We start from the raw sequence: 20,015 nt of genomic DNA on the forward strand, positions 1-20,015 counted from the left end.
GGTATTTATATACTATTTTACTTTATTTATATAGTATTTTATGTATATTTAATAAAATAATCCGTATAATACTTCAATGATTGAAACAAGTGACATATTTAATTTGCTTCATAATGCAGTTGAAGCAAAAAATATCGGTAAAAAGATTTCACAGGCAAAAATGGCAGAAGAACTTGGCGTTCCTATGAGGACATACCAAGACTGGAGGCTTGGTAACTCAAAGCCGCAAGCTGCTGCTGCTGTTTGCAAACTGCTATGTGAGCTTGACGATGATGAAATATTATTTGTTATCAATAAGATGAGAAAATTATTAGGAAGCTAGATGGAAAATTTAACACAAAAAGAGAGAATCGACCTTGAGAGTGTTTTTGCAGCTATTTGCACTAAAAAAGAGTCAAAACTTTTAGGTTTTTATAAAGACTTTTACTCGAGTGCGATTTTAAAATTTTACGTAGTTAAAGACAGAATTAAAAAAATAAAAATCAAGAAAAATTAGTTTTATATTATTTGAGTAGAAAAATATTTTTTGACACATTTAAAGATTAATAATTTAGATAAATTCTCCTTAAATATTGACTTTATTTAAAGAGAATTTGCCGACTTATTTTTTACTAAATTTAGCTAGCGCTCTTTGGTAGTCCTCTTCACTATCGATGCCGATACTTTGGCTCTCAACCTCTAGCATCGCTATCTTTTTGCCATTTTCTAGGGCACGGAGCTGCTCAAGTTTTTCTGTGTTTTCAAGGCTTGAAGGCAAGAGGCCGCAAAACTCTTTTAAGCTCTTTACGCTGTATCCGTAGATGCCAAGGTGAGCCTTATAACTTTTACAATCGCTTCTGTTAAATGGTATCCTAGATCTTGAAAAATAAAGTGCATATCCCTCAAAATCAGTCACTACCTTAACTAAATTTTTATCATCTGCAAACTCATCGTCCATCTTTTTATAGCAAGAAAACATAAAGGCTTTTTCTCTGTTTTGCTCGCAAAAAGCCCTAAATTTAGCGATATTCTCAGGCTCAATAAATGGTTCATCAGCCTGAACATTTATGATAATCTCACTCTCACTTAGTCCCAAAATTTGTGCTGCTTCGTTTATCCTGTCAGTGCCACTTTGATGATCTTTGCTAGTTAGCACAGCTTTTATACCGTGAGCCTTGGCGATATCAAGCACACTTTGCTCATCCACAGCAACCACCACATCATCCACGCCACTTACTCTAAGAGCCGTTGCCACAAACATTGGCACGCCATTCATCTCTTTTAAAATTTTATTACTAAACCTTGTTGAAGCAAGGCGAGCTGGAATGATTATCATCGCTCGATCCATTCTAGGACGCACTTTTCGATCTCGTCCTCTTTTATGATATTTTTGTGTAAAATTTTCGCGCTAAATAGCGAGTTTATCGAGCTTGGCACGCTATCATTTAAGATTTTAGCGGTCTTTGCCAGCGCATCTTTTTCATCTTTTGTATCTTTGATCTGGCACGCTTTGATCATGCTTGGCGTAAATTTCACCCAGTGCGCGGTCGATGTAATGACGTTTATGCGGCTAGTATCCACCATTTTAAAGCAAGTAGCTGTATGTGGATCGATCGCGTAGCCGCCCCTTGCGAGCTTTGCGATGTATACCTCGCACTCTTTGTCGTCGCACCAGCTAGCCTCAAAGTCCTCTTTTAGTGCTTCAAGCTCCTGCTTGCTAAGTTTATAAGATTTATCTTTAGCTAGACTTTGCATAAGCTCATTAATTCTAACGCTACCAAATTTATCAAACAGCAAACGCTCAACGTTTGAGCTGATCAAAATGTCCATTGCCGGACTTATCGTCTTAACTAGTTTTTTGTCCCTGAGGTCGTAAACGCCGGTAGTAAAAAACTGCGTCAAGATATTGTTTGCGTTTGAGGCGATCTTGATCTTGCCGATCTTTGCGCCCATTTTTTTAGCGTAATACGCCCCAAGTGCGTTGCCGAAATTTCCACTTGGCACGATGATGTCAAAGCTCTCATTTGCCTTAAGCGCCTTTTGCTTTAGTAAATTTGCGTAGGCGTAGGCGTGGTAGATGATCTGAAAGAGAATTCTGCCAAAATTTACCGAGTTTGCCGCGCTTAGCTTAAGGCGCTTTTTCTTCAGCTCGGCCTTAAATTTATCATTTGCAAGCAGTGTTTTTAGCGCCCTTTGAGCGTCGTCAAAGTCGCCTTTTATGCCAAAAACCTTTAAATTTTCACCTTGTATGGTCTGCATTTGTAGCTTTTGAACCTCGCTCGTGCCACCATCTGGATAGAGGCAGACAACCTTTATATTTTCGTCGTTTGCAAAGGTTTGAAGTGTCGCAGGACCTGTATCACCGCTAGTTGCACACATGATAAGGTATTTTTCACCTCTTTCCTTTGCTAGCTGACTAAGAAGTGAGCCAAAAGGCTGAAGCGCCATATCCTTAAATGCCCTAGTTGGGCCGTGATATAGCTCGTTTACGTATAAATTTTTATCTATTTTTTTAAAAATGACTGGATGTTTTGGATCATCAAAGCTTGCGTATCTCTTGACTGCCTTTTTGAAAAACGCCTCTGGTACATCAAATTTAAATAACGATATGATATAAAGTGCGAGTTTCTCGTAGCTTAATTGTGAGAGCTCTTGCCACTTTGATTTTGTTATCTTTGGAAGCTTTTTTGGCGCATAAAGTCCGCCGTGAGCGGAGCTTGGGCTAAGCATAGCTGTGCTTAAATTTACATTTTTTACCTTTTCATCTTTCACGCTTCTAGTTGGTGTTAGTCTCATTTTTTACCTTTTTTGGTTGATTTTTTTATCCATTTTTCATATTTTTTAAAGATATCTTTTGGCTTAAGTGCCAAAATTTCTGGGGTTTCGTAGCTGTGGTGCTTTCTTATAAATTTAGCTACTTTTTTAAATTTCACGTCCGTTTTTATGAGTAAAATTTGCTCTTTTTCATCGCAAAGCTTCTCTTGCCAAAGATAAATGCTTTTTGCGCTAAAGCTACTCACACAAGCTGCAAGTCCCTTTTTTACGAGCTTTTTACTTAGTTTTTTTGCCTCTTTTTTCTTTGCGACCGAGGTGATTAAAATTCTCATTTTGATCTAAATTTTCCTTTAAGAAAGTGGCTCATTATAACAAAATGGGCTTAAATTTGCTGCGCCAAAACCTTTTTAAACTCTTCGCTTAGCGTAACTTCAAGCGTTATAAGCGATACTCTCAGCCCAAAGTCCTTTGCCTTTACGTAGTCCTTTTGCGTCATCAAAAGCGAGGTCGCACCATATCTTTTTAAAATCTCTTTTAGCTCATCTTTTGAAAAATCATAATGGTCAGGAAAAAAGACGCAAGCCACACACTCATCAAAAAATGACTTAAGACGCTCTGGATTTGCTATGGCAGTAACTAGAACTATTTTTTCGCTTTTATTTAAAATTTCACTCTTTCTGAAATGAGTTTGCCCTTCAATCGCTATAAAATCACCAAATTTATAAAAACTAAATGGATATCTATAAGCTCCACTTGGCAGGCAAAATTTTAACCTTGGCTCTGGGTTTGGGCGTATTAGAATGTCAAATTTGGCTATGTCAAATTTAGAAAATCCGTCATCTAGCAAAATATACTTCGCACCGTGAGTTTTGGCGTACTCTATAGCTATTTTTCTATCCTCACTCACGACTACATTTGCGTTTTTAAGACTTGTGGCATATATCATCGCCTCATCGCCACTTGCTGCTACGTCAAGTAAAATTTCGCCATTTCGAGCGACAACTTGCATGCCTTTGCTTTTTCTTTTATAGCCTCTAAGAATTATAAAAGCGCCCTCGAAATTTTTAGCAATTGCCACGCAAAGTGGAGTCTTACCACTTCCTCCAAGTGTCAAATTTCCCACGCTTATTATCTTTATGCCAAAGTCTATTTTTCTAGCAGTAAATTTCTTAAGAACTACAATAAAAAAATAGATAAAGCTTAGTGGTAAAAGTAAAAATGCCAGTAAAATTTGAAAGAAATTTGGGCGAAAAAAATATTCATTCGCCCAAGCATGCAAGAAAATATTTAATTTCTTAAACACGAGTTTTAGAAATTTCTTTTACTTTGTTGCAGACGTATTGCACCTCTTCGTCACTCAAACTATGATAAATAGGCAGTGACAATACTTGCTGATAATTTTTTAAAGCATTTGGAAAATCATTTACTTTAAGTGAGTATTTGTTTTTGTAATAACTTAGTAAATGTATCGGTATGTAGTGCAATGATGTGTGAATGCCGTGCTCCAAAAGCTCTCTAGCAAAGCCATCACGATTTTTGTTTATCTTAATAATATACTGAGTATAAATATGCTCACGTTTTTTGACAGGGATTGTTATATTGTGGCACTCACCAAGCTCTTTATCATAAATTTTTGCGATCTCTTGTCTTCTTTGTATGAGCTTGTCTGTTCTTTCTAGCTGCGCAATAGAAAATGCTGCATTTATCGAGTTTATATCATACTTTAAGCCAATATCTACGACATCATAAATATAACTCAAGCTACCGAATTTATCAATGCCATTTACAAGAGCATAGTTTCGAAGCAGTTTTGCTCTTTTATAAATTTCCTCATCATTTGTCGTAAAAAATCCAACCGTTGATATAGGATTTTGCACACGCGAATGTGTTTGAAAGCATGACAAAAAGGAGTCTGAACCAACTTTTTTACCATTATATGTTAGTCCCATACCGCGATTTGCATCATCTAAAATTTTTACGCCGTATTTCTCACAAACCGCCGTTATCTCATCCATCCTAGCACTTTGACCTGCGATATGAGAGATAAAAGCACATTTTAATTTTTTATGATTTTGCTCTTTTAGCACTTTCTCAAGGGCGTCTGGGCAGATATTAAAATCTTCTTCATCAACATCCACAAAAATAGGCTCAGCATCAAAATGTCTAACAGCTTGCGCAATGCTAGGAAAAGCATTTATGGAGCAAATGACCTTATCTCCGCGTTTAGTGTCAAGCGCGCTTAGTGCCAAGTGATGTGCGGCTGCGATATTATTTGTGGTAACTACAAATTTTGCACCAAAATACTCTTTTAACTTCTCTTCAAATCTAGCAACGATATTAGTAGTATTTTCAGAGTGCAAAGCCTCCTCAATAAGCTCACTTTCACGCTCAGTGATAGTTGGTCTATAAAACGGAATCTCTCTCATCTTTAATCCTTTAAATTTTCACTATCAACGGCATTTGTCGTTTAAACCTGTTTGAAACAACTCTATTTTCTATATCCGATACTGCTTTTAATCCGAACTTTTTGATGACTTGCTCCTTGTTATTTTCTAAATTTTCTAAAATCTCATCAATAACAGCATAACTGTAACCTATGTCGCCTTCGTCACTTTGTCCATCCCACAAATCAGCCGAAGGTACTTTGTTGATAAAATTTTTATCAACCCCAAGATGTTTTGCAAATTCAAAAATTTCACTTTTGTAAAGCTCTCCGATAGGATTTATCGCACATGCCAAATCCCCAAATATTGTACCGTATCCAAGCATAAGCTCACTTTTGTTGCTTGTTCCGATAACTAGAGCGTTTATACTAGATGAATAATCATAAAGCAAGCTCATTCTAACTCTAGCTGCTAAATTCCCTTTTCTTAAATTGCTTAAATTTACATCTATCGTTTCGTAAAAGGCATTTAAAATACCCTCTATGGATAAAACCTTATATTTTATGTTTAGTTTTTCGCATAAATTTAAGGCATCGTCCATATTTTGTCTGTTTGATGATGCTGTTGGCATGATGAGTGCATGAGTTTCATTTGGTTTTGCTCTTGCACACAAAGTCGCTACTACAGCAGAATCAATACCTCCACTAACACCCAACAACAAATTTTTATCTTTAGTTTTATCTTTTAAGCTTAAAACTAGAGTTTCTTCGATTTTTTGATACTCCTTCATTCTTCCTTTGCCTAGATTTGCTTCCTTTTGCAAAAATTATACTAATTAAATTTAAAATTTTTCTTTAAGTTTAAGTAAAAAGATGTAAAATTTTAAGAAATAATAAATTTAAGGTAAAAAATGAGAGTAATACACAAAAGTTTTGGAGATTTTGGCACTAATTGTTACATCGTTACAAAAAATGATTCATCTTTAGTGATAGATCCAGGAGATGGGGCAAAAGAATGGGTTTTACAAAATGCCAAAAATTTAAAAGCCATCCTTTGTACTCATGGGCATTTTGATCATATTTTTGATGCTAGTAAGTTAAAAGATGAGCTAAAAATTCCAGCTTATATTAATAAATTTGATGCTTTCATGTGTGAGAGTGATATTTTTGGTTATATGAAAAGTACTTTTACTCCAGATGTTTTGGTTGATAATGATGAGAATTTTAACATTGATGATTTTTGCATCAAATTTCATCATTTTCCAGGACATACACCAGGCTGCTCGATGATAGAGATAGATGACATGATGTTTAGTGGGGATTTTTTATTTAGAGGAAGCATAGGACGCTGGGATTTTCCTTTTTCAGATAAAAATGAAATGTTAAAAAGTCTAGGAAAATGTAAAAATTTAAAAGGTAACTTCACGCTTTATCCAGGGCACGGAGAAGTCAGTACACTAAAGACCGAGCAAAACAATATTGGTTATTGGATAGGTATAGTAAAAAATAGCTAAAAATTTCGGTGGTATTAATTTCAAATTTCAAGCTTCTAAAGTACACTTAATCACTATTAAAAATTTATATTTTTATAAAACTAAGAGTCAATCAAAAAGAGTAGAGAAATTTTAGGAGTCTATTAAATTTTAAAAAGGTCCGAGCGAAAGCTCGCTCGGATAAAGGTTTTAGAAGCTATATTTTGCTTCAAATCTTATACGATTTTGTTTATAGTTTTCACCATCTTTTTTGTCTTTAGCAGCTGCATACCAAGTTAGGAAATTAAGTTTTTTGCTATATTTGTAACTAGCTTGTGCATACCACTCATTTCTTTTTGCTCTCTCTTTATCAAGAGCATAGCTTGTGCCTTTACCTTGAGTATAACCAGCACCAAGACCAAATTTATCTATATCATATCCAGCATTAACAAACCAGTAATCGTTGTCACCTTTGATATTATTGTAGTATTGTTTGCCACCACCACTCATTACGCTATTTAGTATTTTAGTTGGGTTGATTAGCTGACCATTTGCATCGATTGATGTAAATGCGATTTTACCACTATTTCTAGCATCATTATCTTTATTTTTAGCGTCAAATTCTAGGTAACCAGCATTAAATTTAGCACCAAATAGTTTTGTTCCAGCTTGAACAGCCCAAAAGTCAGCATCAGCTACTTCTTTGTGATCTGAATCGCTATAAACATATTGACCTTTTAGGTTTAGATTTATATCGTCGGTTACATTAAAACTAAATGCTGCCTCAGCACCATAAAGTGTTGCTATTTCTTGTAGATTTGCAATAGCCACCTTAAATGATACTGGATCATAGCTACCAACAGCACCTAAATAATAGAGGTTAGCAGGGGCATCATGAAAAGTTGCGCTATTAGTTACAGTAGTTAAGAAAGGTCCATCTACTTCATTATCATTGTTTTCTATAGCATCATAAGCAGCAGCTGTTAAAGTAAGACCAGACACATCTGTACTTACCACTTTTAAACCAGTAGCTGCTATATCACCATCATCATAGAAAGTTTTGATAAGTTGTTTGCCTGCTGTAATAGTAGTGTCAGATACTTTGTATCCTAGATACATCTCATATACACCAAAAGAATTTGTTGTATTTGTTTTATCTGTACCAGTTGCTACTTTATTGCCTGAATCATCAGTAGCAGCATATCTTAGTGTCAATACACCAAAGAAATTATCATCAATAGCGGCTTTAAATGATGTTTGCATTCTAAAAGCATGGCCTGCAGTATTACCTTTTACAGTATCAGCTGTAGTTTTCTTAGTACTATCATTTGTATAACGATATCTTGCAAATCCTGAAAGATCTACATTTTTTATAGCTTCTTCAAGTGGAGTTGCACTTGCAACGCTTGAAAATGCACCTAAAGCAACCAAAGCAGCTAAGCTAACTTTTGTAATTTTCATCTAAATCTCCTTTTGATAAAAAGTTTTGAAAGGATATTATCATAGAAAATTAATTTTATTGCTTAATTTTCCTTAAAAATTTAAAAAATGTTACCAATTATTTACCAAAATAGGATAATGAGATAAAGATTGTCTTTTTAAAATTTCGTTTTATTTGGGATTAAAAATCAAAAATTTTTACTTACTTTTAGCTATTAGCCTTAGCTTCTTCTCGTTCTTTTTTCTGCCTTGTAGCAGCTTCTTTTTGGATATTTTTTTGTTGAGCCAAGAAGATATGCTCTTCAAGTGTGACAAGTTGAAATATTCCTTCAAAAATTTTTATATCTTTAACATATCCAAGCACTTTTACTTCTCTTTTTCTACTCTCTTCAAATCTTGCTTGTGCGTCAAATTCTACTACATCACCGAGCTTTAGCGGTCCAAAGAAATTTATCCTAGCTCCGATACTAACGCAAAATTCTTCATTAATAGCTAAAAGTGCAGCATGATTTGCTCCCATAAAAATAAACCCACTATGAATAAGTCCCTCAGTATCGCACACCATATCATCCGTAGTAAAAAATCTAGTCTTTGCGTGATTTTTTTCAAGTAAAAATGCCGTTCCACTAAAATTTAGCTTTGTAAGTGGAGCGGTTTTGATCTCGTTTCTTAATGGATTTTCATCTTCTGGTAAGATTATTTGCGATTCATCTTTTACATCATAGATATTTTCTTCTGCCATTTTTATCCTTAAATTTTAACTCTAACATATGCTCTTTTTGGCGCTGGGTAACCCTCGATGGTCTTTGTAATGTCATCTGGGTCTAAGAAATTTCCAAGACTCTCACCATCTATCCACTGCGTTTTTCGCTGCTCATTTAGATCAGTAGCCTTTGTATCAAGCAAGGTAAAGTCCTTAAATTTAGCCCTCTCACACCAGTTTTGAAGTGCCGAGAGTGTCGGTACAAAGTAGATATTTGGAATTTTTGAGTATCTATCCTTTGGACTTAGCGCAAAGTCACCATCCATATCTATATACATAGTATCTAAAAATAGCTCGCCACCTGGATTTAGCGCGGTTTTTAGCTCTTTTAACATCTTAATAGGATCACTTCTGTGATATATCACTCCAAGACAAAAAATCGTATCAAATTTCGCTGCGTATTCAGGCAAGTTCTCAACGCCAAGAAGCTCATAAGCGATATTTGAGCGAATAAATTTGTTTAAAAATTTAAACTGCAAATATGTATGCACGCTAGGATCAAAGCCGGTTATGCTTTTTGGACCGTACTCAAGCATCTTAAACATATAATATCCATTATTACAACCCACATCAGCCACGCTTTTGCCAGCTAAATTTAGATGCGGGGCGAGGATATTAAATTTAATAAAACTTTGCCACTCGCTATCTATATATATATCATCAATTTCAAATGGCCCTTTTCGCCAAGGCTTTAGGCTAAGGGCGAGATCAAAAATTTCATCTTTTTTAGCTTGGTCTAAATTTTTAAATTTCACATTTACACTATCTTTTAGCTCAAGCTCGCAGTCAAAATTTGCTAAATTTTCTATCCTATTATAAATTTGCTTTTGCTGCTCGTTAAATTTGCTAAGATCCACGCTATTTCCAGTCGACGATGTTGTGCGGACACTCTTTTTGGTAGGTGCCAGTCGCGTCATAATACTCTTTACAATCATTATAATATTGAGTCGAAACTCCGCGCTCATTCATATAAAGACAACCGTTGAAAAATAGCGCTATAAAGCCTAAAAATATAATCTTTTTCATGTGGCGGATTTTATCATAAATAAAAATTTTATGCTAGAATAGCAGGCAGTTTTAGAGCCAAGTTTGGCTAATATTAAGCAAAAAAGGCATTTTATGCAAAGAAGAGATTTTTTTAAATTCAGTAGTTTTTTAGGTGCAGCGAGTCTGCTTCCAAGTGTCACTCTAGCTAGCGATGAGCCAGCAAACCCAGTGGTTAGAAATTTTGATGTAAATTTCAAACACCAACTTCTTGAAAAAGGCAAAAGCTCAAGAATTTGGCTACCACTCCCACTAAGCACCACTTATCAGCAACTAACCCAAGACTACGTCATAAACACAACCGCTAAAAACGTCTATATTTCAGATACGCTAATACCTACAATGTATGCTGATTTTGAAGAAAATGAGCCAAGACCTATCTTAAATGTGCAGTTTAAAATTCAAACAATAGAGCGTAATACTGACTTTAGCAAGGTAAATTACGATCCAAATGAGAAGGTTGATCCTGCAGTTTTAGAGTTTTTAAAACCAACTTCACACATCCCAACTGACGGCGTCGTAAGAGCTAAAGCGCTAGAGATAGTTGGAAATTTAAAGGGCGACTTGGAGCGCGCAAAAGCGATCTATACGTGGGTTGCAAATACTATGCAGCGTGATAACAGCATCCTTGGATGCGGCACAGGCGACGTTAAAGCAATACTAGAAAGCGGAAAACTAGTTGGCAAATGCACCGACATAAACTCAGTTTTTGTGGGACTTTGCAGATCAGTTGGCATCCCAGCAAGAGAAATTTTTGGTATCAGAGTTGGTCAGTCTAGATTTTCAGATCAAATGGGTAGCGCAAAAGACGGCGTGGCTAAAATTTCAGGCGGACAGCACTGCAGGGCTGAATTTTACCTAAAAGGCTATGGTTGGATACCGGTTGATCCAGCGGATGTCACAAAGGTAAGACTGGGCGAGAAATTAACAAATGACGACGCCAAGATCGTAGCTGTGAGAGATTACTGCTTTGGTAACTGGGAGATGTGCTGGATAGGCTTTAACTACGGCCGCGACTTTATCTTAAAGCCAACTCCAGAGCAAACTCCGCTAAACAACTTTGGCTACCCATACGCTGAAGTTGATGGCAACACACAAAATTATTATTCGCCAAAAGAATTTAGCTACGACTACGTCTCAACCGAGCTAAAATGAGAGCCTTTTGGCTGATACTAACATCCATAGGTAGTGCTATCGGCGCTACCTTGTGCTGCTTGCCGGCACTTCTTTTCTTGCTTTTTGGCACTTCTTTTTCATTTCTATCTTGGACACAAAATTTATATGAGTACCGCGTCCCTTTAAGCGTCGTGGCGGTCATTTGCTTTGTGATTTCAGGAATTAGTCTATTTTACAAGCCAAAAAGCTGCAACTTAAGCTATAAAAAGAAAAAATGGATACTTATATATATACTTTTTGGAGTGATTTTGCTTTTACTCCTTACATACCCAGAGCTTTTAGGAGAAATTTATGCATAAAATTTTAGCTTTAGCCTTTCTTGCACTTAGCTGCTACGCTGATAAAAAGATAGAAATTTCAGTGCCTAGCATGCACTGTCCACTTTGCACAGCAATTGTTAGAAAGGCTGCTCTTAGCGTTGAGGGCGTGAAAAAGGCAGATGTATCGCTAAAAGAGCGAAAAGCTGTCGTTATAGCAGATGATAAGGTCGATGAAAAAGAACTTTTAAAAGCAGTCGATGCGACTGGCTATAAGGGCGAGATAAAATAAATTTACGGAGGCAAATATGTCAAATAGTGAAATTTTAAAGAAATTTGAGACACTTGCTGCGATACCACACTGCAGTTATGAGACCGATAAGATGCGTGATTTTCTAGCTAGCTATGCAAAAGATAAGGGCTGTGAGGTCGCAGTCGATAGTTTTGGCAACATTCATGCGTTTAAAGGCAAGCCAAAAATTTGCTTGCAAAGTCACTACGATATGGTCTGCATGGGTGATGCTCCAAAGATTGAGATAGTTTATGGCGATGATGGCTACATGAGGGCTAAAAACTCATCTCTTGGGGCAGATAACGGCATCGGCGTGGCTATCATGATGCAGATGATAAGCGAATTTGACGACATTGAGTGCCTCTTTACAAACAACGAAGAAGTCGGCATGATCGGAGCCTCTGGCTTTAGTGGCGATCTCAAAGCCGATAAGCTTTTAAATTTAGACAGCGAAGAAGACGACCGCGTCACTATCGGCTGCGCTGGCGGTGTAAATTTATTTGCCACTACCTCGCTTAATAGCAAAAAAACAAAAGATAGCACACTTTATGAAGTAAAAGTGAGCGGCCTACCTGGCGGACACTCTGGCAACGAGATACATAAAAATATCCCAAATGCGATCAAGGTTTTGGCGGCATTTGTGACTAAAAATGGCTGTAAGCTTGTCAAATTTGAAGGTGGCGAGCGAAGCAACTCTATCCCAAGTGGCGCAACCGCACTGGTTCTAAGCGATAAAGAGCTAAAGAGCGAGTGCGAAAATTTAAGCGTGAAAAAGCTTGGCACGGGTGAAGAAATTTTAGAAAATGGCGAGAAAATTTTAGCACTAATCAATTCATTTTCACAAGGCGTAAGAGCCTATAACTGCGAGCTAGGCATACCACAAGATAGCGTAAACCTCTCACTTGTAAAGATCAAAGATGATGGCGCACTTGAAGTAGAGTTTTTTGCAAGGTCAATGAGCAAAGATGGGCTAAATAGAATGGAATTTGAAATTTCTGAGCTTGCAAAAGCGCTTGGCTTTAAGGTCATCGCAAAAGATAGAAATCCTGCTTGGAAGCCTATAAATGATAAATTTGCAAACGACATCCTAGAAGAGCTAAAAATTTATAAGCCAAATGCAAGGATAACAGCTGTGCATGCTGGACTTGAATGTGGCGTACTTTTGGAGAAAAAAGCGGGTCTTAGCGCTTGCTCGATAGGGCCAAACATCCACTCACCTCACTCAACAAGAGAATGCTGCGAAGTTGAATCTGCGCTTTTTATAGAAAAAGTAGTTCGCGGTATCGTTAAAAAATACAACTCATAAAAAATAAAATTTGCTAGAAATTTCTAGCAAATTTTGGATTTTGAAGATTTAGGATTTTCCCGCAAGTACGAGCAAATTTATATTATTTTCCAAACTCATAGACGATCTTGCCACTTTTTATCGTAGTAGTAGCTGCGCCTTTTAGCTTTTTGCCAAAAAGCGGAGAATTTATCGATTTTGAGCGGTTTATCTTCTCATCATAAATGTACTCGATCTCAGGATCAATCACCGCAATATCAGCTAGCATGCCCTCAGCAAGCCTGCCTTTATCTTTTAAATTTAGCATTTTAGCAGCGTTTGTAGAAGTTAGCTCCACCATACGCTCTAGGCTTATAACGCCCTCATTTACGAGCTTTAAGGTAAGTGGCACAAGGGTTTGAAGTCCGATGATACCAAATGGCGCCTTGTCAAATTCCACTATCTTTTCGTCCGTGTGGTGTGGGGCATGATCGGTGGCGATAACGTCTATAAGTCCGCTTTTTAGTGCCTCTCTTACTGCTTTTACATCGCTTATCTCACGAAGTGGCGGAGACATTTTGAAATTTGTATCGTAGGCATTTTTTAAAATTTCATCGTCGCTAAAGCTAAAGTGATGCGGTGTGGCTTCACAAGTGATGTTTATGCCCTCTTTTTTGCCCATTTCGATGATCTTTAGCGAGTACTCTGAGCTTACGTGAGCGATGTGGATGTGCGCTTTGGTGAGCTTTGCAAGCAGCATATCACGGCTCACTGCGATCTCCTCTTTCTCTCTTGCCATGCCGCGAAGTCCAAGTATGGCTGAGACCTTGCCCTCGTGCATGACGCCCTGCCTGCAAAGCGAGCAGTCCTCTGAGTGGCTTATACAAAAGCTACCAAACATACTTGAATACTCAAGTGCCGCTCTCATCACGCTTGAGCTAGTGACTGGTAGTCCATCATCGCTAAATGCAACTGCTCCAGCCTCTATAAGATCGCCCATTTCAACGATCTCGTTGCCGCTAAGCCCTTTGCTGATGGCTGCTATTGGCAAAAGATCGATCAGTCCGCAGTTTTTAGCTTTTTCTATCATCGCTCTAGTTATAGAGGCGTTGTCATTTACTGGGTTAGTGTTCGCCATGCAAAGGCAGGTCGTCACTCCTCCAGCCACGGCTGCCTGCGAGCCTGAGATGATGTCATCTTTATACTCTTGACCAGGATCGCGAAAGTGCACGTGCATGTCGATAAGTCCTGGCATGACTAGCTTATTTGTAGCGTCTATAACTTTATCGGCCTCAAATTTCTCACTTCCGATTTTGGCTATTTTGCCGTTTTCTATTAGGATATTTGCCTTAAATTTCTCGTCGCTATTTACGATAGTGCCGTTAATTATTGCTATTTTCATCGTTAGCCCCTATTTTTTGCAAGCGTATTTAGTATCGCCATTCTTATAGCAACGCCGTTTTCTACTTGATTTAGTATGACTGAGTGCGTGCCATCAGCCACGTCTGAGTTTAGCTCCACGCCCCTATTTATTGGCCCTGGGTGCAACACGATCGCATCAGGTTTGGCTAGCTTTATCCTATTTTTGTTTAGTCCAAAGAATTTTGAGTACTCTCTCGAACTTGGAAACGCCACGTCTGCACCGCCACGCTCTAGCTGGATGCGAAGCATGATAATAACATCGCTGCCCTCGCAGGCTTCTTCCATATTTTTGCAAATTTGAGACTCAAAGACCTCAGCATCTTTTGGCATCATCATCCTTGGTGCAAATAGCTTTAAATTTATGCCAAATTTCTTCATCGCCCAGATGTCAGACCTTGCCACACGGCTTCTAGCGATGTCACCGATGATTGCAACGTTTAGGTTTTTATCTAAAATTTTACCATGCTCTCTTAGTGTAAAAAGATCAAGCAGAGCTTGGCTTGGGTGCTCATTTGTGCCGTCTCCTGCATTTACGACGCTAGCCTCTGTCCTATCAGCTGCAAATTTTGCCGCACCAGAGCTTGGATGACGAAGCACGATGATGTCACTTCTCATAGCAGACATGTTATTCATCGTGTCATTTAGGCTCTCGCCCTTTGTCACGCTAGAGCTTGATGAGCTGAAATTTATCGTATCAGCTCCAAGCCTCTTTGCTGCGATCTCAAAGGATGTTCTAGTTCTTGTCGAGTTTTCATAAAATGCGTTGATCGTGGTCTTTCCACGAAGATAGTCATTTTTTTTAACTTGGCTTAAATTTAGCTCCTTAAACTCTTTCGCTGCCTCTAAAAAATATAAAATTTCTTCTTTGCTAAGCTCTCTAGTTCCTATCAAATCTTTATGCTTGTAGCCCATTTTAAGCCTCTTAAATTTATTTTGCTACGAAGTCGCAAGCTGGTTGATAGCCGTTATCACAAGCTTTTTTAAATAAAGCCTTCGCTTTTTCTTCGTTCTTTGCTTCATTTGCGTCTTTATCTTTTACAAGGCCATAAGCGATCATTTCGCCTAGTTTTTCGCACGCCATGCCCTCATTTTCGTCACACATTTTTGTAAAAATTTTCTCAGCCTGAACTCTATCTTTTGCTACGCCGTCGCCGTTAAATAGCATGATCGCATTCATCGTGCAAGCTTTTTTCTCGCCCTCTCCACAAGCCTTATTAAAATAAAGATAAGCTTCATTAAAATTTTTCTTTGTATAAAGCTCATTTGCCTTGTCTAAATTTTCATTTGCCATAGCATTTAACGCAAAAACTGCCGCCGCTAAAACTAAAATTTTCTTCATATTTTCTCCTTATTTAAATAACTTTGGATGGTGTTTTTTCATATATTCAACTATCTCTATAACCTCGTCGCTACCGCTAGCGTCAGAGTTTTCTAGCGCATCATCGATGCACTCGACATAGAGATTTGCCGCCTCTTCAAGCTTGTCCTTTTTTACTCCAGCATAGTAAAACATCGCCTCAAGCACCATACTAAGCTCATAGCTAAGTTCTTCTACGCTTACCTCTTCTTCTTTCATATTTCCTCCTGTGTTTTTTTAGTTATTAGATCTACTATCTGTGCTTTGATTGGCTCGTAGCTAAAGCCATCTTTGAAATTTGCAAATAATCCGCCGCTTGCGTTCACGTGTCCGCCGCCGCCAACTAGGTGCTTTGCCATGGCGCTAACGTCAAGCTTGCCATTTGCGCGAAAACTTAGCGTTTTTTTATTTGTCACATCGATAAAGAAGTCAAATTCAGGATTTGCCACCAAGAAGTCGTTGCCGATGACCGAAACATTGCCGACATTGTAGGTTAAAATTCCTTTATGATCTTTATAGTTTATGCTAAATTTCTCTTTATTTTCACTAAGTTTTTTTACTACATAGTTTGAGATTAGATTGCTTAGAGTATCGTCTTTATCCTCTTTGAAAAATGACTTCTTAATAGCATGCACCTGCATGTCAAGCCCGATATAATCGTTTTTCTCGTTAAAAAATTTGCTAGCTTCTTTTAAGAGATGATCCATATATAGGTTATTTTCAGCTTCAAACATCACCTTGTTTATCTCTTTAGCATTTGCCACAAGTCCCAAGCAAACCTTGCCCATCTCAAAATTTTTATCATCCTTTAGCCAAATATCCACGGCATTTACGACGTCACTAAAAATTTCAAGCTCTTTGTTTTTACCAAAAATACCTGCAAAAAAGTCGTAAGTGATCTTTGTAGCACACCTTGAACTATCCAAAAAATACCATGAGTAAGCGCTCGCGCACTCGGCACCGCTTTGGTGATGATCTAGCAAAAATAGCTTTATATTTTTACCATCTATCATCTCAGTAAAGCTCTCGCACTGAGCTAGAGTTAAATTTAGATCAGTGATCAAAATGATGTTTTTATCGTCATTTGAGGCATCTATCTCAGTTAAAATTTGAGCAAATTTATCATCTATCTCTCTGCCGTAGTTTGAGTTTAGAAATTTCACATCTTTGAAGTAAAAATTTGTTATGTATTGCGCGCCGTATCCGTCAAGATCGGTGTGCGAGAGGTGATAAATTTTCATCGTTTTCCTTTATAAATTTTCTATTTCTATGACGCCAATCGTTTCAAATGGCGTATTTGCCGAGATCTCAGCAAAGCTTAGCACTACGATGTCGATGGCAAAATTTGCGCAGATATTTGCTATAAATTTTCTTAGACTTGGCTCCACACAAAGCACCATTTCACCGTGCTGACTCATCGGACGTTTCTCTTTTTCATGCCTTAGAGCCTGAACGATCGATGAAGTTTGAGCCACATTTATCATCAGGTGATACGCGCCGTCTTTATACTGCACCGCATCCATAAGCTTTTGCTGCGCAGCACTATCTAAAATGTAAAAATTTAGCTGACCTTTTTCATCAACATAAAGCGAGGTGATGACACGCGAGAGCGCTGCACGTACGTGCTCGATGATCATATCTAGGTTTTTACTAACCTCGGCGATGTCGCTAATTGATTCAAGTATACTAAGCAGATCTTTGATCGGTATATTGTCTTTAAGCAACGCTTTTAAAACCTTTTGGATCAAATTTATAGGTGCGATCCTTAGCGTATCCTCGACTACAACTGGGTAGTCGATCTTTAGTTTGTCTAATAAATTTTGCGTCTCTTGGCGAGTTAGAAGCTCAGCTGCATTTTGCTTGATAAGCTCACTCATATGCGTTGAGATGACGCTTGCAGGATCAACTATCGTGTAGCCACTAAGTATGGCGTCCTCTTTGACGCTAGCATCGATCCAGAGCGCATCCAGCCCAAAAGCTGGCTCTTTTGTCGGAATACCCTCGATATCTTCGCTAACTAGTCCACTATCCATCGCTAGAAATTTATCAGCATAAATTTCACCCTGACCGATCACGATACCTTTTAGCTTAAAGCGGTACTCGTTTGGCGGTAGTTGAAGGTTGTCGCGGATCCTTATCTTTGGCATCAAAAAGCCAAGACTTGAAGCGATATTTCGCCTCATAGCACGAATCCTCTCAATGAGATCCACATCAGCTAGCTTTAGTAGGCCATATCCTAGGTCAAGCTCTAAAATTTCAAGCTTTAAGATGTCGTTTATCTTTGTCTCTTCTTCTCTTGCGATCTCTTCGTCGCTCTTCTTTGGTACCTTAGTAGTGGCACCACTAGCAGCTGCTCCTGCCCCACTTTGCGTAGCACCTCCAGCTTTTTTAGAAACTGTTTTGTCTTTTGAAGCAAGGCCTAAATTTAGCCCACCATCTTTGGTCTGCTTGATGATGTAGCCAAGCCCCAAAAATAGCAGTGCGATAAAGCCAAGAGAAAGAGTCGGAAGCCCTGGGACAAGAGCAAACATAAATAGTATGAAGCCCACTATTAGCAAGGTTTTATAATCCCCTAATAGCTGATTTAACGTGCCTTCTGCAAAGTCCTCGTCGTCCTTGCTAGCCCTTGTAATGATGATGGCAGTTGCTGTTGAAGTGATAAGTCCTGGGATCTGGCTCACAAGGCCATCACCGATAGTTAGGATCGTATAATACTGAGCCGATGTCGCCATATCAAGGCCGTGCTGAAACGAGCCGATAGCGAAGCCACCGATGATGTTGATGATAGTGATGATGATGCCAGCGACGGCGTCACCTTTTATAAATTTAGACGAACCATCCATTGCGCCGTAGAAATTTGCCTCGCCGATGATGGCTTGACGTCTTTCGCGCGCTGTTTTTTCGTCTATTAGACCTGCGTTTAGATCCGCATCTATCGCCATTTGCTTACCAGGCATCGCATCAAGCGTAAAACGCGCTTGCACCTCACTCACGCGGGTTGAACCCTTTGTTACGACCATAAAATTTATGAGAACCAAGATACAAAAGACGATGGTGCCGATGACAAAGTTGCCGCCAACGACGAAATTTCCAAAACTTGAGATGATCTCGCTGACCGCTTCTGGGCCGTTGTGACCCTCGCTTAAGATCATACGCGTGGTTGCTATGTTTAGCGAGAGGCGAAAAAGCGTTATGATGAGAATGAGCGTCGGAAACGTGCTAAGGTCAGTCGGTTTTGGCACGTAAATAGAGATCAATATAATAAGCACTGAAATCGAGATCGAAAGTGCTAAGAAAAAGTCAAGCACCGCGCTTGGAAGCGGCACGATGATGATAGCAAGGATAGCAACGATGATGCCAACGATGCTAAGACTTTTAAACTTAACAATTGGCGCAAGAAACGGCGCAACAAGAGTTAAGATGTTATTTTTTTGCTTTGCCAACTTTACTTCTTAACGATGTCACTTAGTTTTATAGCGTCAAGCATCTCGTCGATCTTGCTTTGAAGACCGCTAAACATCGACCAAATTTGACAGCTTGAGGCTTTATTTGATGGGCAGCCATCTGCAGAAGATGAGCACTCAAAGACGTTAAGTTCACGTTTTTCAGCGCACTCTATTATCTTTTTTATGCTTAAATTTTCAGGTTCGTTATTTAGTGCGAAACCGCCATTTGCCCCTTTAAACGACTTTAAAATTCCATCTTTTGCAAGATTTTGTAAAATTTTGGCTAAAAAGCTTTTTGAAATTTTAAGTTCATTTGAGATCGTATCAACATCAACTGGAGATGATTTTTGAGATATTAAAATAAGTGAAAGTAGAGCGTATTCGCTTGCCTTTGTAAAAAGCATTTATCTTCCTTAAGTCTTTAAATAGCCCTAATTTTATTAAATTTTTACTGCATTTTTCATTAATTTTTAAAAAGCGTAGTTTTATCTAATTTTATGTTTTAAATGCTATAATCGCTCTTCCAAAATTCACCAATCAGGAGGTCATTATGGCTTTGGATTCGGCTAAAAAAGCTCAAATAGTTGCGAAATTCGCTAGAAAAGAGGGAGATACAGGCTCTCCAGAAGTTCAAATAGCTCTTTTAACAGCTAGAATAACTGAACTTACAGAACACCTTAAAATTTTCAAAAAAGACTTTTCATCACGTTTAGGTCTTTTAAAACTAGTTGGTCAAAGAAAAAGACTTTTAAAGTATCTTAAAAATAAAGACTACACTACATATTCAAAACTAATCTCTGAGCTTGGCTTAAGAGATAAATAATCCATCGGAGAGCGATCTGCTCTCCTTGCTAAATTTCTTTTATCTATTTTTTTATTCAAAATTTACAGCTCAATTTTAAAATTTTCCATCTTTAGTATTAATTTATCTACTTAGAATATGAC

General features: G+C 38.0%; 25 protein-coding genes. 8 read left to right on the plus strand and 17 right to left on the minus strand.

The annotated features are described in order from the left end of the window. The first annotated feature begins 76 nt into the window (after positions 1-76). A complete protein-coding gene (locus tag CVS92_RS06565) occupies positions 77-322 on the plus strand; it encodes a DNA-binding protein (protein ID WP_107788937.1) in 246 nt (81 codons plus the stop codon). Beyond that, positions 323-496 carry a hypothetical protein gene (locus CVS92_RS09050; protein ID WP_199906416.1) on the plus strand — a complete coding sequence of 58 codons (174 nt, stop codon included), beginning with the start codon at positions 323-325 and terminating at the stop codon, positions 494-496. Positions 497-601: 105 nt separating this feature from the next. Here the strand turns inward: CVS92_RS09050 and kdsB are convergent, their stop codons facing one another. Genes kdsB through CVS92_RS06595 form a run of 6 tightly spaced genes read right to left on the minus strand, consistent with a single transcriptional unit; the run spans position 602 to position 5,928 of the window. Further along, the gene (gene kdsB, locus CVS92_RS06570; RefSeq protein WP_107788938.1) at positions 602-1,315 is read right to left on the minus strand and encodes a 3-deoxy-manno-octulosonate cytidylyltransferase; all 714 of its coding nucleotides are present in this window, start codon (positions 1,313-1,315) and stop codon (positions 602-604) included. Next, positions 1,312-2,775, minus strand: coding sequence for a threonine synthase (gene thrC, locus CVS92_RS06575; RefSeq protein WP_107788939.1), 1,464 nt, complete (start codon positions 2,773-2,775; stop codon positions 1,312-1,314). Before thrC ends, kdsB begins: the two co-directional genes overlap by 4 nt. Next, positions 2,772-3,086 carry a divalent cation tolerance protein CutA gene (gene cutA / locus CVS92_RS09280; protein WP_103648262.1) on the minus strand — a complete coding sequence of 105 codons (315 nt, stop codon included), beginning with the start codon at positions 3,084-3,086 and terminating at the stop codon, positions 2,772-2,774. The genes thrC and cutA overlap by 4 nt, the downstream gene beginning before the upstream one ends. Before the next feature lie 50 nt (positions 3,087-3,136). Continuing rightward, entirely contained in the window at positions 3,137-4,057 is a 921-nt protein-coding gene (locus CVS92_RS06585) for a tetraacyldisaccharide 4'-kinase (RefSeq protein ID WP_103648263.1), read from the minus strand. Further along, positions 4,050-5,180 (minus strand): DegT/DnrJ/EryC1/StrS family aminotransferase, encoded by a 1,131-nt coding sequence (locus tag CVS92_RS06590; protein ID WP_084109354.1) that lies wholly within the window; start codon positions 5,178-5,180, stop codon positions 4,050-4,052. The genes CVS92_RS06585 and CVS92_RS06590 overlap by 8 nt, the downstream gene beginning before the upstream one ends. 10 nt (positions 5,181-5,190) lie before the next feature. Further along, entirely contained in the window at positions 5,191-5,928 is a 738-nt protein-coding gene (locus CVS92_RS06595) for an NAD+ synthase (protein ID WP_107788940.1), read from the minus strand. A gap of 120 nt (positions 5,929-6,048) precedes the next feature. Here CVS92_RS06595 and CVS92_RS06600 point away from each other — a divergent pair, with 120 nt between their 5' ends. After that, positions 6,049-6,651 carry an MBL fold metallo-hydrolase gene (locus CVS92_RS06600; protein WP_107788941.1) on the plus strand — a complete coding sequence of 201 codons (603 nt, stop codon included), beginning with the start codon at positions 6,049-6,051 and terminating at the stop codon, positions 6,649-6,651. 168 nt (positions 6,652-6,819) lie between these two features. Here CVS92_RS06600 and CVS92_RS06605 read toward each other — a convergent pair whose 3' ends face one another. From CVS92_RS06605 to CVS92_RS09055, 4 genes are all read right to left on the minus strand, one after another. Beyond that, on the minus strand, positions 6,820-8,070 hold the full coding sequence (locus CVS92_RS06605; protein ID WP_107788942.1) for a porin: 1,251 nt from the start codon (positions 8,068-8,070) through the stop codon (positions 6,820-6,822). 187 nt (positions 8,071-8,257) lie between these two features. Then, positions 8,258-8,791 (minus strand): thioesterase, encoded by a 534-nt coding sequence (locus CVS92_RS06610; RefSeq protein WP_107788943.1) that lies wholly within the window; start codon positions 8,789-8,791, stop codon positions 8,258-8,260. 8 nt (positions 8,792-8,799) lie between these two features. Further along, positions 8,800-9,669: a tRNA 5-methoxyuridine(34)/uridine 5-oxyacetic acid(34) synthase CmoB gene (cmoB, locus tag CVS92_RS06615; RefSeq protein ID WP_234398711.1), complete on the minus strand. Its 870-nt coding sequence runs from the start codon at positions 9,667-9,669 to the stop codon at positions 8,800-8,802. A gap of 1 nt (position 9,670) precedes the next feature. Then, positions 9,671-9,838, minus strand: a complete 168-nt coding sequence (locus tag CVS92_RS09055; RefSeq protein WP_178139671.1) for a hypothetical protein — start codon at positions 9,836-9,838, stop codon at positions 9,671-9,673. 93 nt (positions 9,839-9,931) lie between these two features. On the opposite strand from CVS92_RS09055, the gene CVS92_RS06620 reads away from it, so the two are divergent. Genes CVS92_RS06620 through CVS92_RS06635 form a run of 4 tightly spaced genes read left to right on the plus strand, consistent with a single transcriptional unit; the run spans position 9,932 to position 12,887 of the window. Then, on the plus strand, positions 9,932-11,011 hold the full coding sequence (locus CVS92_RS06620) for a transglutaminase-like domain-containing protein (protein WP_107788945.1): 1,080 nt from the start codon (positions 9,932-9,934) through the stop codon (positions 11,009-11,011). Beyond that, positions 11,008-11,331: a hypothetical protein gene (locus CVS92_RS06625; protein ID WP_021085941.1), complete on the plus strand. Its 324-nt coding sequence runs from the start codon at positions 11,008-11,010 to the stop codon at positions 11,329-11,331. The genes CVS92_RS06620 and CVS92_RS06625 overlap by 4 nt, the downstream gene beginning before the upstream one ends. Next, positions 11,324-11,581 (plus strand): heavy-metal-associated domain-containing protein, encoded by a 258-nt coding sequence (locus tag CVS92_RS06630; RefSeq protein ID WP_107788946.1) that lies wholly within the window; start codon positions 11,324-11,326, stop codon positions 11,579-11,581. Before CVS92_RS06625 ends, CVS92_RS06630 begins: the two co-directional genes overlap by 8 nt. A 16-nt stretch (positions 11,582-11,597) precedes the next feature. Then, complete coding sequence (locus tag CVS92_RS06635) at positions 11,598-12,887, plus strand: M28 family peptidase (RefSeq protein WP_107788947.1); 1,290 nt, start codon at positions 11,598-11,600, stop codon at positions 12,885-12,887. Between the two features lie 82 nt (positions 12,888-12,969). On the opposite strand, the gene CVS92_RS06640 is transcribed toward CVS92_RS06635, so the two are convergent. The 7 genes from CVS92_RS06640 to CVS92_RS06670 are packed head-to-tail and all read right to left on the minus strand — an operon-like array spanning position 12,970 to position 19,474. Then, positions 12,970-14,247 (minus strand): dihydroorotase, encoded by a 1,278-nt coding sequence (locus CVS92_RS06640; RefSeq protein WP_107788948.1) that lies wholly within the window; start codon positions 14,245-14,247, stop codon positions 12,970-12,972. Between the two features lie 2 nt (positions 14,248-14,249). Continuing rightward, the gene (locus CVS92_RS06645) at positions 14,250-15,179 is read right to left on the minus strand and encodes an aspartate carbamoyltransferase catalytic subunit (protein WP_107788949.1); all 930 of its coding nucleotides are present in this window, start codon (positions 15,177-15,179) and stop codon (positions 14,250-14,252) included. Positions 15,180-15,195: 16 nt separating this feature from the next. Beyond that, the gene (locus tag CVS92_RS06650; RefSeq protein WP_084109365.1) at positions 15,196-15,606 is read right to left on the minus strand and encodes a tetratricopeptide repeat protein; all 411 of its coding nucleotides are present in this window, start codon (positions 15,604-15,606) and stop codon (positions 15,196-15,198) included. A 9-nt stretch (positions 15,607-15,615) separates the two neighbouring features. Then, a complete protein-coding gene (locus CVS92_RS06655) occupies positions 15,616-15,843 on the minus strand; it encodes a hypothetical protein (RefSeq protein ID WP_002942640.1) in 228 nt (75 codons plus the stop codon). Further along, a complete protein-coding gene (locus CVS92_RS06660; RefSeq protein ID WP_107788950.1) occupies positions 15,840-16,865 on the minus strand; it encodes a DHH family phosphoesterase in 1,026 nt (341 codons plus the stop codon). Before CVS92_RS06660 ends, CVS92_RS06655 begins: the two co-directional genes overlap by 4 nt. Positions 16,866-16,874: 9 nt before the next feature. Next, positions 16,875-19,067 (minus strand): flagellar biosynthesis protein FlhA, encoded by a 2,193-nt coding sequence (gene flhA, locus CVS92_RS06665; protein WP_107788951.1) that lies wholly within the window; start codon positions 19,065-19,067, stop codon positions 16,875-16,877. A gap of 2 nt (positions 19,068-19,069) precedes the next feature. Then, entirely contained in the window at positions 19,070-19,474 is a 405-nt protein-coding gene (locus CVS92_RS06670) for an RrF2 family transcriptional regulator (protein ID WP_054196916.1), read from the minus strand. A gap of 146 nt (positions 19,475-19,620) precedes the next feature. On the opposite strand from CVS92_RS06670, the gene rpsO reads away from it, so the two are divergent. Next, positions 19,621-19,893 (plus strand): 30S ribosomal protein S15, encoded by a 273-nt coding sequence (gene rpsO / locus CVS92_RS06675; protein WP_004317763.1) that lies wholly within the window; start codon positions 19,621-19,623, stop codon positions 19,891-19,893. Positions 19,894-20,015: the final 122 nt, after the last annotated feature.

Source organism: Campylobacter concisus (assembly GCF_003048555.1).
Lineage (GTDB): Bacteria > Campylobacterota > Campylobacteria > Campylobacterales > Campylobacteraceae > Campylobacter_A > Campylobacter_A concisus_AO.